The organism is Streptomyces sp. NPDC058678 (genome assembly GCF_042714835.1).
Classification (GTDB): domain Bacteria; phylum Actinomycetota; class Actinomycetes; order Streptomycetales; family Streptomycetaceae; genus Streptomyces.
On sequence record NZ_JBHXSG010000047.1, the window covers coordinates 65,492 to 78,484 of the forward strand.

A 12,993-nucleotide genomic window follows, 5' to 3' on the forward strand; every position below is an offset into this window, starting at 1 on the left:
AGGTGGTGTCAGCACCGTCACTCTGCTGTCCGACGGCAGACTCCGGCGCGTAGACGGTGAGCAGTTGACTTACACAAAGGCAGACTGAACTCAGCCAGGGCACGTCCGTCACTCGCTGTACGACGGCCTCTTTCCCGAGATCAGGCCAACAAGCAGGCAGACACGAAGAACCCTCTCCACCCGATGGCCTCTGATGAAGCGGACGCCGTGCCGCCGGAATACTGCACAGTCGGAATACGCCCCCCGCCAGTATGGGAGTAACCCCATTCGGTAGGGTGCGGGCAGCGGCCGACACATCGGCCCAAGCCCGCACCCTGGCCCTTGACCAGGTCGCACCACGGCAAAGGTGCCCGCGGACCCCCCAGGAGGGTCCGGACTGTGAGCATCAGTGTGAGAGGTACGTCAACTTCCGGCGGCCGCATGGCCGTTGAGCCTTCCGCATGCTGCTCTTCATCGCGCGCATCGGGTCATGGGGCCGGGCGAGGGAATTGCGAGAGCCGTATGACCAGCAGCCACGGCCGCAAGAGCCGGGCGAGAAACAAGAGCCGCCGCCAGGGTGCCGCGTAACGCCGCCGCCAACGCCGGCACCCTCCACCACCACGGCAGCGGCCCGTCCCACAAGGACCTCCAACTGGCCGACCCCAGCCGGTGGGGAGTGGAGACCGCGCCGGACATGCGGACTGCGTCCGGGCTGATGGGCGCGTGCATCGAGCGGTGCGCACCGTGCCAGGAGTCCCTCGCGGCAAAGCTCCTCGACGACGAGGATCCGATCGCGCTCGCGGTGACAGCCGCGTCCGTCTACAAGCTGCACGTGACCTGCGAGCCGGACGTGGGAGGTCCCGCCGCAAAGGCCATCCGGTTCTTCTTCTTGCTCGTCAAGCATGTCCGCTTGCACCGAGGCGACCGCCCACCTGTTGCAGGTCACGGTCGAAGTGCAGCGCAGAAGGACTTCGGCGACCTGATCTCGCGGGCGGCTCAAGGCCAACCACAGGTGCCGCACACCTGTCGCGGTGCTGCTGCCCGTCGACACCGACTCTGCTCCCCACTCGTCACAGGCCGCGGCCATGAGCGCGGCGCCCGCAGGAGGTGCGGTGAACAGCCAAGCCACTCCGGACCGCAGCAGAACACCGCGCAGGCTGGCCACACTGGGCGACACCATCGGTTCCGTGCTGACGGGCACAAGCTCATCGCCCTGCGCAACGTCGACGCGGCGGTCTTCTGGACACCCCCCCGGCACGTACCGGATTGGGACCGGCTTCGGCGAAGTGAAGGCCAAGTTCGTCCAGCTAGAGCGTGTTGCAGAAGGCTGTGATCCGGGCATTTCCCTTGTATGCGTGGGGTGTTGAGGGCTGATCCGTTGTGGGTGGAGACGTTCACGGGTCTGCGGATGAAGCAATTCGAGCGTTTGCTGAAAGCGGTGCGGGAGCGGGGTGGCGACGGGCCGCGGATCGGTCGTCCGTGGTGTCTGCCGCTTGCCGACCGGGTACTGGTGGTGGCTATCTACTACCGGACGAACCTGACCATGCGGCAGCTCGCGCCGCTGTTCGGGGTCTCGCCTGCCACGGTGTGCAGGGTCATCCAGCGGCTGCGGCGCTTCCTCGCCCTCGAGTCGGTCTCCCGTCCCGATGATGCCGCGGACCGGCTGTTGATCGTGGACGGCACCTTGATTCCGGTCCGTGACCGCAAGATCGGCGCCTCGAGCCGCAACTACCGGTTCTCCGCGAACGTGCAGGTCATCATCGATGCCGACTCGCGCCTGGTCGTGGCCACCGCCCGTCCCGCTCCGGGCAACAAGGCCGACGCCCACGTGTGGCGCAACTCCGGCCTGTCGGACCAGTGCCAGGGCGTCACCGTGCTCGGCGACGGCGCCTACATCAACACCGGCCTGGTCGTCCCGCACCGCAAACGACCCGGCCGGCTCTGCTGGCCGGAGAAGAAGCCGACAACGCGGAGCATCGCCGGGTCCATGCGCGGGTCGAGCACGCGATCGGCCGGCTGAAGAACTAGAAGATCCTCCGCGACTGCCGACAGCACGGCGACGGCCTTCACCACGCGGTCGAAGCCGTCGCCCACATGCACAACTTCGCCCTAACCGCGTGACCAGAACAGCCACGGTCGGGCTTTGACCTGCAAATTCACAGCCTTCTGCAACACGCTTTAGCTTGATCTTTAACCTGTGCGGCGCGGTCGTGGGGTGGTTGACGTCTTCGTTCGCTGTTTCGCCGCCGGTGTTTTGCGGGGTGTGTGGACGTCGTGGCGGGGTGTGGGCCGGGTGTTCTTTCTGCCTGGTGGTCGTCCGGGGCCGGGGCGGGTGCGTTTCGGTGCTTGGGCCGGGCAGCTGGCCTTGGGGCGGATGTGCCGAAAGTCGCGGCGGACTCGGGCGGGGGTGAGCCTTTCCGGCGGGGTGGGTCTCTCCCAGGGGCGACGCAGGTCGGCCGCCAGCGGTCGGGCAAGCCGCAGCTGGGTGTAGGCGGAGAGGATCAGCCATGTCCATCGGTCGGCAGCCTCAGGGGTCCGGATCTTCGGGGAGGTCCAGCCGAGGGTCTGTTTGAAGAAGCGGAAGGTGCGCTCGATGTCGAAGCGCCGCAGGTATGCCTGCCAGAGACGGTCGGCGTCTGCCGGGATGGCCTCGGTGCCGGACCACCACAGCCAGACCGGCTTGGGTGTTGCTCCGCTGGGCAGGTGGTCGATGTCCAGGCGGATCACTGTCCCTTCGACGATCGGGAGGGTGCCGACCCGGCTCGAGCGCGCAGATGATCGAGTAGGGCCAGCCGGGGACCGGGATGTGCTGGTCCTTTCCCCGGCCGTAGGTGTGGCACAGAATCCGTTCCGGTGAGGTGTGGGCGTCGGGCCGCAGCCAGCAGGTGACGTCGACAGCCAGGACCAGCCGGCCGTCAACAGCCCGTGGCAGCGGCACTTCGGCCAGTGCCTGCCGCAGCCGGCCGGCATCGATGCGTCCACGGGCGACCGCGGCGTAGAGCCCTCCATGGCCGCGGCGGTATTCACCCACCAGCGACAGCTCCGCCAGCGACCTCACCGGTCCGTCGCCGCACAGAACGGCATCAGCCAGCTCGAACAACGCGTCCGAACGAGCGGTCAGGCAGGAGTAGAACTCGCCCCGGAAGCATGACAGTTGTGTCAATGCGTCAGACCGGGCGTCGTGATGCAGCAGACTCATCCTCACGGCCTTCGTTCTGAATGTGTGTGTTCCTTGGTCGGAGCACATGTTCAGACGAAGGCCGCTTCCGCGTGAGGCAGTTACCGGACCGAGGGATCAAGTTCGACGCGCCATTCGACGCCGGACGTTAAAGATCAAGTTAGGCGAGATCATCCCCGAAGGTGACGACTGATGGCCGGGCCAACAGGCCACGGAGGGTCCCTGGGCGCTGCCCTCAACGACCTCCTGCGCTCCCAGGTCACCCCCCGCCACCGGCTGTCCTCATACACCGCCAAACACTGGCACGCCCAGCTCACCGCAACCCACCGCGGATACCAGGCCCTGGAAGACGCCGGACTGAGAGTCGGCCCGGAGTTCAGCCCGTCCTGTCCTCGGGCGGCCGGATGCGGCCCCATCGGACGTTGGCGTCGTGCCGGCCGGCCGGACCGCTCGCGGTCGGCCAGGGCAGGCAGGCCTCCAGCGGCGAAACGGCCCCGCAGGTGCGCACCGTGTCCACGTGCATCCGCGTCTGCACGGCAATTTAGGGCGCCGGGACGCCCTCGGGCCGCCAGCAGCACGATGGCAGCCCGCTGCCGGGCCCGATGGGGGTCTTGTGGCCATGCGCCATCTTCTTCAGTCGGTGGCGCTCGGAGGCGGTCAGCATGACGGGCACGGCGGAGGCGAGGGGCATCGGAGGACAGCGACCGAATCCTTCGGGGCAACGGGGAACGGGCCGCCACCAGCCCGCACCCGTCTCTCCGTCCTGCGAGATCACGGCAACTCCCCCGAGTTGCCGAGGAAAACCGTTATGCTGCCCGACTTGCCTTAGGCATGATCGACTCGTGGACACCTACTTGGAGACCGAGCGCCTGACCCTGCGGCGCTTCACTGCCGATGACGCGGACCTGCTGATCGAGCTGGACAGCGACCCGGCGGTGATGCGCTACCTGACCGGCGGCAATCCGACCGCGCCGGAGCTCGTCCGCGAGCGCTACCTGCCGAACATCCTCGCCGGCTACGAGAAGTGGGGCGGCGACCTCGGACTATTCGCCGCCCATGAGAAGGACGGCGGCGCGTTCATCGGCTGGTTCATCCTGCGTCCCGAGCCGGAGGGCCCGCCGGACGAAGTCGAACTCGGTTACCGGCTGCGGCAGGCGGCTTGGGGCAAGGGTTATGCCACCGAGGGCTCGCGGGCCTTGCTGGGCAAGGCGTTCACGGAGCTCGGTGTGCACATAGTCTGGGCTGAGACGATGTCCGTGAACCGCGGTTCGCGCAACATCATGGAGAAGCTCGACATGACGCTCGCGGACACCATCCCTGTTCCCTCCGACATGGAGACGATCGAAGGCTCCGAGTATGGAGGCGTACGGTACGAGATCACCAAGGAGCAGTGGGAGCAGCAGTAACCACGGTGCGAACGGCCGTTCTGCATCCATGCCCACCGGCACCGGTAGGTGGACGGAGGAGTCGTACCAGGGTGAACCCGGGGTCCGCCCCGGACTGTTGGTCACCGTCAACTACCCCCCTTACTGGGCGATCAGCGGCTGTGCCGGAACAGGCGCACAACAAGTGCCACAAGCAGGTCCGCGCTCGGGTTGAGCACGCCTTCGCCCGCATGGAGACCTGGAAGATCCTTCGCGACTGCCGCCTCAAGGGCGACGGTGTCCAGGACGCCATGAGAGGCATCGCCCGCCTCTGCAACCTCGCTCTCGCCGGGTAGGCGAGCGAGGAGGACAGTGATCGACCTCCCCGCACCCATTCGAAGATCTGTTACGGGGCGAGCCTTTAGCTCCTGGCGGTGGTGATCTCGGGAGACGCGGCCGTCGGCGGCAGCTCCGCGGCGTGCTGTGTGCCCGTGCGGTCGGAGTGTTCCCGCAGGAATCCGCAAGCGGCTAGAGCGATTACGCCGGCGGCCGCCATGTAGACGGCGATCGGCGTCCAGCTGTGGAACTTGGCGAGTAGTGACGTGGCGATGATCGGGCTGATGGCACCACCGACCAATCCACCCATAGGAAGGTCTCTGCTGGAGTCTGAGAAAACTGTCGATGCTCAAGTGGGGGCCGATTCCAGCCGCCCGGGTGGGGCCGCCGAACGACGTCGCGGCCAACCCCGCAGGTGCGCTGGCGGCGCACGTACGACCGGGTACGGCGGATGCTCGCGGAGTTGGAGTAGGGGTGGCCGGCTAGGCGTGCCGGAGTTCAGAGTCAGACCGCCACGGCCTCCGTGCGGGGTGTCGGTGTTCAGCGCCGGGCTGCCACGGCTGTCGCGGCCGCGGTCAGGATGCGGTGCAGGACGGGGACCGGGATCGCCGGGTTGGACCGCTGCGCATGCCGTGTCGCGGTCGTGCAGCAGCCCGGCCAGGACGCGGGCCGGCAGCCGCGGATTGTGCACCGAGGTGCCGCGGACGTAAGCCTTCGGGTCGTTCAGCAGCCGCACTGCGTAGGCCGGTGGCAGCCGGGGTCCTCAGCCGCGCGGCGGCGCACCTCGGCTTCGGGATCCCGGGCCAGGCGGGCGACGTCGGCCGGTGTCGACTCCGGATCGTCGAGGGCCAGGCGGCGCATCCGCCCGCTCGGGTCGGCGGTGTAGCGCAGCAGGCCCGCACGGGGGAAGCACCCCGGGATTCCTCCCGACTCAGCGAGGAACCTCTGTCTGCTCAGGAGCGCGTTACTTCAGCTCACAGCATTCCGTCGGTACTTCGTTTCTGGCTTCGACATGAGCAGAGCCTAAAGATCCCAACCCGCTCCGCGACAGACCGCGTTCACGGCGCCACCATCACCGATCGACTACTGAGGTTTTCAGGGTGGGGTCGGTGGTGCGAGGGTCAGGCCGGTGGCGGTGAGGCAGCCGTCGATCAGGTGTGGCCGGAGCTGGATCCTGCGTAACTCCTGGCGGAGGACACGGTCGAGGTCATCGGGTGTGCCGAAGGCGGTGTTGGCCATGGCCCGGCGTACCAGTGACCAGACGGCCTCGACGGGGTTCAGGTCGGGTGCGTACGGCGGGAGGCGGACGGTGCTGAGCCAGTCGTGCTCGGCCTCGTACCGCTTCAGCCCGGCTGCCAGGTGGGTGTTGAGATTGTCCCAGACCACCACGATCGGGCCGCTGAGCTGGATGTGTGCACGGACGAGCAGGTCGCGGTAGTCCTGCCAGGAGAAGCTCTTGCGTGCGCCTTTGAGGAGCAGGTGGTTGCGGGGCCGGTGGATGAGACGGCTTTTCACGCCCGGTTTGTAGCAGCACAGGGCAGCGACCGAGGTCCTGCGGCGGGACCGGCCTCTCACTCGGATGACGGGGGTGTGTCCGCGCCGGCCCCAGGTGCGGGCGCGAGGCGGCGTCATGGAGAATCCGGACTCGTCCTCGAAGACGATCCAGGCCCCGTGGGCCGCCGCGAGGCTTTTACCCTCGGCCACACCTCCTTCTTCCACAGTTCGACGGCATGCTCGTCGCGTTCAAGTGCTCTGCGGGCGGGCGCCTGCCATGACCAGCCGTGCCGTTTCAACAGCCGCCACACCGTCGCCACCGACAGGCTCAGCCTCAGACGCCGGCGGATCACCGTCTGGACCCGGGCCAGAGTCCAACGCTCATCGTCGAAGCCGTGCGCTGACGGACCCTTGCCGAGTTCCTCCTCGAGCACGGCGAACTGGGCATCGGTGACGGTCGGAGAGTTGGCCGGGCCCTCAGAATGCAGGGCCTCCATGCCGCCCTCGCGCCAGGCACGGCGCCAGCGTTCCACCGACCGCACACTCACCCGCAGATCCTTCGCGATCACCGCGGTCTTTTCACCCGCCGCGAACCTCTCACCGGCCCGGAGCCGGATCTTCTCCCGAAACGCCCGACGCTCAGCGGTCAGGGCCCCACCCTCCGGATAACGCATACCACTGGCATACCGCAGGGATCATGAACCGTCACCACCCGACGACAACCCGAAAACCTCAGTAGGCGACGCGCGCCCCGCCGGGATCGTGGGCGGCGCGAGCGATGCAGCGCTGGCCAGTTGGCACACCTTGGGCCTGCGGTACGGCACCGCCTACGTGTACCCCAAGGACGCACTCGCGGCTGGCGACAAGGCCGCCTTCCACGCGATCGCCGCGTCCTGCGGCGTCACCGGATACGGGTGGACCGCTTCGTGCGACCCGGACGAGGTGGTCGCAAAGTCGGCGGGGCTTCGTTTCCCGCTCGTGGTCAAGCCTGTGGACGGTTCGGGCAGCAAGGGCGTCAGCCGGGTCATCCGCCCTGACGGCCTGCTGGCTGCCGTCGCCTACGCCCGCTCCTACTCCGCCTCTCAGACCGTGATCGCCGAAGAGTTCGTCCAGGGCCGCCCGCTGGCCATCGAGGTCTTCATGCGGGACGGCAGGACGGTGCTGACCTGCATCAAGGACAAGGAGTTCGTCAACGGGGGCTTCGTCGTCAGGCGGCTGCGCACCACCCAGTTGCCCTTGGCGACACGCAACCAGCTTGAGGCCACCGTCGAGCGGCTGTGCCGCGCACTGGGCATCGTCAACGGGCCAGCGAACTTCGACGCCGTCCTCGGCGCAGACGGCAAAGAGCGTGTCATCGAAGCCAACACGCGTCTCGGCGGTGACGGCGTCCCGCGACTGCTCGCCGCCGCTTACGGCGTGGACGTCGTGCGTGCACTCATCGCGCTCGCGCTCGGTGAGCCGTTCGGCGACCACCTGGTGCCAACGCGCGCCGCGCATGCGGCGCTGGAGCTGATCGGCTCACCGCTCGCCGTGGAAGGCGAACTGATCGCATGGGAAGGCGAACTGATCGCATGGGAAGGGGTCGCCGAGGCGCGCAGCATCCCCGGGATCACTGATGTCGAGCTGTATGTCGAGCCGGGTGACCGCGTACGGCCGCACGACCAGTCCGGCCACAAGATCGGCCTGCTCGTCGCCGCCGGGCCGTCGCCTGCCGACGCATCCTCGGCTCTGGATGCGGCTGGCGCACTGATCCGGCCGATAGTCCGGCCGATCAAGGGGGCGAAGTGATCATGCCCATCTTCGCAACGAATGGGGGAGTCATGACCAACTCGTCGAAACCGGACGCCCGGCGCAACGCCAGCCCGTACCTGTACGGAGAAGAAGCTGAGGCGGTGGCTCGGGTGCCGGAGTCCGGGCAGTACGGGCACGGCGCTGTCACCGAGGAGTTCGAACGTCGCGTTGCTGACTTCCTCGGCATTCCTGATGCTGTGGCCGTCGCCTCTGGTACGGCCGCCCTGCACCTGGCTCTGATCGTCGCAGGGGTCGGTCCCGGTGACGAGGTGATCGTTCCGTCCATGACGTTCTGTGCGACCGTTCAGGCAATCCTGGCCGTCGGCGGCACTCCGGCATTCGTGGATGTCGCCCCGGCCACGCTATGTGTAACCGACCAGCTCGTCATGGATGCCGTCACCGATCGCACGCGCGCCGTGATGCCGGTCCTGTTCGGCGGCCGAGCCATCGACCTCTCCCATGCACGCAAGGAGCTGACTGCCCGGAACATCGTCATCGTGGAGGACGCCGCGCATGCTTTCGGCTCCCGCAGCGGCACTCGCAGGGTCGGCGCGACCGGCGACATGACCTGTTTTTCTTTCGGGCCGATCAAGAACCTCACCTGCGGCCAGGGCGGCATGGTTATCCCCCGCACGCCGGAAGAAGCCGATGCGCTCCGTCGACTCCGGCTCCTTGGCGTCGTCCAGTCCCAGGCGGAGCGTGCGAACACAACCACCTACCGTGTGGAGTCCTTCGGCCTTCGGTACCAGCTCTCCGACCTCAACGCGGCCGTCGGTCTGGCCCAGCTCGCCCGCTTCGGCGCCACTGAGCGTGCCCGCCGGGACCTGTGGCACACCTACCGGTCGGCGCTCTCCTCGCTGGAGGGCGTGACGCCCGTCGATGTCGACCCCGACCGTTCCGTGCCCCACCTGTGCCAGGTCAGGTCCGAGTGAAGAACCGGGATGCGGTGTTCGCACGGCTGCGATCCCAGGGTGTTGGAGTGGGTGTCCACTACCCGCCCAACCACAGTCAGCCCGCGTTCGCAGCCTGGAAGCGCACGCTGCCCGCCACCGAGCAGGCCGGCCAGGAGATCCTGAGCCTGCCCTTCCATCAGCACCTCACCGAGCAGCACATCGAGCACGTGGTCTCCGCCCTGGGACAGGTCCTCAAGTCCGCCGGAGGGACGATGTGTTCAACGACTGTGCCGTGCTGATCGAGGCGGGCACGGCGCAGGGCATCGGCGGCCGCCGCGCATATCAGGCGAGTCAGCCGGAGGCGGCGGAAAGGAGCACGTCTACGAGCCGGTCCGCCGCATCCGGCCTCCCGTGAGCCCGGGCCCGTTCCGCCATCGTTTCCCGCAGTGCGGGATCGGTGAGAAGCGGGCCGATGGCGTCTCGGAGGTGATCCGCGGTGACGTCACCGAGCAGGGCGACAGCGGCCCCGGCCCCTTCCAGGTGGCGGGCGTTGTGCGCCTGCTCATTCCCCGCCGAGGAGGCGAGCGGGATGAACACGGCCGGCTTGCCGAGAGCGGTGAGCTCGGCCAGGGTCCCGGCCCCACTCCTCGACACCACGACGTCCGCGAGCGCGAGGACGTCGGGCAGCTCCGCGCCGACGAACCCAGCCAGGTAGTACCGGCCAGCCAGCCCGGCCGGCAGGGCTGCCGCGTACTGCCGCAGCTCCTCGACGTTGTCCGGGCCGCACTGGTGGACCACGTTCGCCCGTTCCAGCAGCCAGGGCAGAGCGTCCCGCACGACGCCGTTGATCTGCTGGGAGCCCTGCGCGCCGCCGGTGACGTACACGGTCGGCAGCCGCCGGTCGAAGCCGTGCAGGCCCAGCGCGCCCACCGCCTTGTCCGGGTGCCCGGCCAGCACCTCCGGCCGGATCGGGTTGCCGGTGACGACCGCAACACCCCGTACCGCCTCCGGCAAAAGGGGCAACGTCGACTCGGAGGACACCGCAATCCGCGTCGCCGAACCCGCCAGCTTCCGGTTAGCCAGACCCAGGCGCACCGTCTGCTCATGCAGCACCAGCGGCCGCCGGCACATACGCGCGGCCAGCCCCGCGGGGACGGCGACGTAGCCGCCGGTGGCCAGTACCACGTCCGGCCGGAAGTCCGCGACCAGCTTCCTTGCCTGGGCCACGCCGAGCGGCACCCGCGCCATGTCCCGCATGTTCGCCGCCGACATCATCATGAGGGGGTTGCTTGAGCGGCGGATCTTCCCCGTGGCCACGGTGGCGAACGCGATCCCTTCGGCGGGCGCGACACGCGCCTCCAGGCCATCGGCAGTGCCGATCCACAGCACCTCCAGGGCCCTCCCCTCGGCCGCCAGTCGATTCTGCAGCGTGCGGATCGCAGTGAGCGCCGGGTAAGTGTGGCCGCCAGTGCCTCCTCCCGTGACGATGAGGCGGAAACTGTTGACGCGACAGGGTTCACTCTTCACCCGGCGCAGCCTACTTGGGCCCCGATGGCTCTTCTCCGGCCGCCGGACCGGGCAACCGATGACTCGGTCCACCTTCGAACAGCTCCTCCTGGAGCGTGCACCCATCCGATGCTTCGGTGGGGACGGTCGACTGTGACGAGTACGCGATGGCCTCGACGCACGAGTCCGTCGGCTACTCGGGGACCGGCGAAGCCGAACCCGAACCTGGTGAAGAGGGGCACCGAATGCGCCCAGTTGCTCACCGACAAGATGGGGGACGGTTCGGGGAACTTTGGCCTCCACGCGGACACCCGCACGGCGAGGAAGGGGCCGGCTGGTACAGAGCGGTGCGGGCGTGCAGCAATCCCGCGCGTGCAGAACCAGATGGCGTTCAACGGGTTCCCGGCCGCGGCGTGGCGGATGCTGGACGGTGACGGGTTGTGATCCTTCCGGGATTCGAGCACTGCACGTCAACCGCGGCTACCTGCACGTCGCGCAAGATCGGCTGACTTAGTCTGACCGCCAGCATTCGATCGGATGTGTGGGATCTCGGAACGCTCGTCACATGCCGACGCTGTGGCCTGCGGCTCTCTGGCCTTTCTCACGCTGATGGCCATGCTTGTGTCTCAGGAGCGTGGCCATTTCCTGCGTCGGCCAGTCTTCTTTGATCCGCACCATTGCTGACCCGTTCTCCGGGGTGGGACCGTGACTGGCATGGTCGACACTCGCTCGCGACGGTACGAAGCAGCCGCCCGAAGAATGTTCTGGTCCGGCATCACCCTGTTGCTGCTGAGCCTGGCCGCTCTCGCGGCCGCGCGGACGGACGGCGCCCGTCCGTGGGTGTGCGACCCGGACTGCCGCCCGGCGGAGAGTACAGCGTGGGAGATCGTCAGAACGCTCGGTGCGGTAGGCGCGGGCCTGGGCGCGCTGCTTGGGGCCGTCGCCGTGCTCATGGCTACCCTCCGCCGCACACCGGCCCCTCCGCTGTCGAGCAATTCTTCAGCCGGGTCAAGCAACACCCGGCCGGAGTAGTGCTCTGTCCTCTGTGCCATCGGAACGTCCGCCACGGCGCAGCCGAGCGCAGCAGATCAAGCGAAGTGGCCCCCAGGCCTGCTCCTCAAGAGCTTCGCCATCGCGACGACGAACACTGAGCGTTACGGCAGGCTGGCTCATGCGTTCCCTCAGCACGGCCCAGTGGCAGAAAGGCCGCGGCACCAAGAGACTGTCCATAGAGAGTCGGCCTTATGACGGACTCACTCCAACGAGTGAACAGGCTGACCAGCCAGTCTCAGCTTCGTGGCCGATCGGCCACGAAGCGGCCACCGGTCGTGAGATTTGGCCAGCCAGTCTGAGATCCCACAGAAGGTGCTCGGGGCTTGCCGCGGAGGTCTGCCATGCCCCGATCCATTTGGTCCGGCGCCATTTCGTTCGGCCTGGTCACGGTGCCGGTCCATGTGCAGTCGGCCACTGAGGACCACTCGATCCGCTTCCATCAGTACCACCTGGAGGACATGGGCCGGGTCCGCACGCGCAAGGTGTGCGAGCTAGAGGACCGGGAGGTTGCCCAGTCGGAAATCGGCAAGGGCTACGAGCTGACCAAGACCCAGGTCATCCCGATCTCGGATGCGGAGCTGCGGGAGCTGCCGCTGCCGACCGCGAAGGCCATCGAGATCGAGGCGTTCGTGCCGCTCGACAGTATTGACCCGATCCAGATCGGCGAGGGCTACTACCTCGCGCCGGACGGGCAGGTCGCGGCGAAGCCCTACAAGCTGCTGGTACAGGCGCTGGGCCGGTCGGCGAAGGTGGCCGTGGCGAAGTATGCATGGTCGGGCCGGGAGAGGCTGGGGCTGCTGCGAGTGCGGGACAACGTGATCGTGCTGCACGCGATGCGCTGGCCGGACGAGATCCGCGACCCTGCCGAACTGCTGCCGCCGCCGACGCAGGTCTTCGAGGAGGAGATTAAGGGTGCGCTCTCGCTGATGGAGTCGATGAGCCGCGAGGACCTCGAAGGGCCGGAGTTCGAGGACGCCTATACCGACGCCATGGCGAAGATCATCGAGGCGAAGCGGGAGGACCGTGAGCTTCCCGCCGTGCCGGAGCCCGAGAAGCCGGGCAAGGTCCTCGACCTGATGGCCGCGCTGACGGAGTCCGTGCAGCAGGCCAAGGCCTCCCGCGGCGAGGAGACCGACGCGGCGGTGCACGAGCTGCCAGCGAAAAAGAAGGCTACAGCCAAGAAGACGACCGCGAAGAAACAGCCGGCCAAGAAGACCGCCACGAAGAAGGCGGCGAAGAAAACGTCGGGACAGCGGCCGCGCAGCGCCTGAACCTGCGAGCGTGACCGCCGCATGGCACACCTCCCGCAGCAGCCCCGAGCATCCTCAGCCTAGAAGGACACCGGCGCCCGGCATGCCCGCACAAGTCACCGGCCGCGGCTGCGGCGGTTCGTTGCGGC

At 67.9% G+C, this 12,993-nt stretch carries 9 protein-coding genes and 3 pseudogenes; 7 read left to right on the forward strand and 5 right to left on the reverse strand.

Features of this window, described 5'->3' with window-relative positions; all coding sequences use genetic code 11:
- The first annotated feature begins 1,330 nt into the window (after positions 1-1,330).
- A pseudogene (locus ACFWWR_RS33880) lies at positions 1,331-2,100 on the forward strand (transposase family protein).
- A gap of 69 nt (positions 2,101-2,169) precedes the next feature.
- Here ACFWWR_RS33880 and ACFWWR_RS33885 read toward each other — a convergent pair.
- Positions 2,170-3,178: pseudogene (locus ACFWWR_RS33885) on the reverse strand (transposase).
- Between the two features lie 821 nt (positions 3,179-3,999).
- Between ACFWWR_RS33885 and ACFWWR_RS33890 the strand changes: the two are divergent.
- Positions 4,000-4,563: a GNAT family N-acetyltransferase gene (locus tag ACFWWR_RS33890; protein WP_383878463.1), complete on the forward strand. Its 564-nt coding sequence runs from the start codon at positions 4,000-4,002 to the stop codon at positions 4,561-4,563.
- Between the two features lie 146 nt (positions 4,564-4,709).
- Positions 4,710-4,877, forward strand: a pseudogene (locus ACFWWR_RS33895) (IS5/IS1182 family transposase); the annotation flags it as partial.
- Between the two features lie 65 nt (positions 4,878-4,942).
- Here the strand turns inward: ACFWWR_RS33895 and ACFWWR_RS33900 are convergent.
- From ACFWWR_RS33900 to ACFWWR_RS33910, 3 genes are all read right to left on the reverse strand, one after another.
- Complete coding sequence (locus tag ACFWWR_RS33900) at positions 4,943-5,167, reverse strand: hypothetical protein (RefSeq protein WP_383878461.1); 225 nt, start codon at positions 5,165-5,167, stop codon at positions 4,943-4,945.
- 785 nt (positions 5,168-5,952) lie between these two features.
- Positions 5,953-6,489 (reverse strand): transposase, encoded by a 537-nt coding sequence (locus tag ACFWWR_RS33905; protein ID WP_383878465.1) that lies wholly within the window; start codon positions 6,487-6,489, stop codon positions 5,953-5,955.
- A complete protein-coding gene (locus tag ACFWWR_RS33910; protein ID WP_384307294.1) occupies positions 6,486-7,025 on the reverse strand; it encodes a winged helix-turn-helix domain-containing protein in 540 nt (179 codons plus the stop codon). Before ACFWWR_RS33910 ends, ACFWWR_RS33905 begins: the two co-directional genes overlap by 4 nt.
- Positions 7,026-7,113: 88 nt before the next feature.
- On the opposite strand from ACFWWR_RS33910, the gene ACFWWR_RS33915 reads away from it, so the two are divergent.
- Genes ACFWWR_RS33915 through ACFWWR_RS33925 form a run of 3 tightly spaced genes read left to right on the forward strand, consistent with a single transcriptional unit; the run spans position 7,114 to position 9,334 of the window.
- Positions 7,114-8,139, forward strand: a complete 1,026-nt coding sequence (locus ACFWWR_RS33915; RefSeq protein ID WP_384307297.1) for an ATP-grasp domain-containing protein — start codon at positions 7,114-7,116, stop codon at positions 8,137-8,139.
- A gap of 32 nt (positions 8,140-8,171) precedes the next feature.
- A complete protein-coding gene (locus ACFWWR_RS33920; RefSeq protein ID WP_384307299.1) occupies positions 8,172-9,074 on the forward strand; it encodes a DegT/DnrJ/EryC1/StrS family aminotransferase in 903 nt (300 codons plus the stop codon).
- A gap of 47 nt (positions 9,075-9,121) precedes the next feature.
- The gene (locus ACFWWR_RS33925; protein ID WP_384307302.1) at positions 9,122-9,334 is read left to right on the forward strand and encodes a DegT/DnrJ/EryC1/StrS family aminotransferase; all 213 of its coding nucleotides are present in this window, start codon (positions 9,122-9,124) and stop codon (positions 9,332-9,334) included.
- A 52-nt stretch (positions 9,335-9,386) separates the two neighbouring features.
- Here ACFWWR_RS33925 and ACFWWR_RS33930 read toward each other — a convergent pair whose 3' ends face one another.
- On the reverse strand, positions 9,387-10,562 hold the full coding sequence (locus ACFWWR_RS33930; protein WP_384307305.1) for a glycosyltransferase: 1,176 nt from the start codon (positions 10,560-10,562) through the stop codon (positions 9,387-9,389).
- A gap of 1,373 nt (positions 10,563-11,935) precedes the next feature.
- Here ACFWWR_RS33930 and ACFWWR_RS33935 point away from each other — a divergent pair.
- Entirely contained in the window at positions 11,936-12,865 is a 930-nt protein-coding gene (locus ACFWWR_RS33935; protein WP_383878467.1) for a Ku protein, read from the forward strand.
- Positions 12,866-12,993 lie beyond the last annotated feature (128 nt).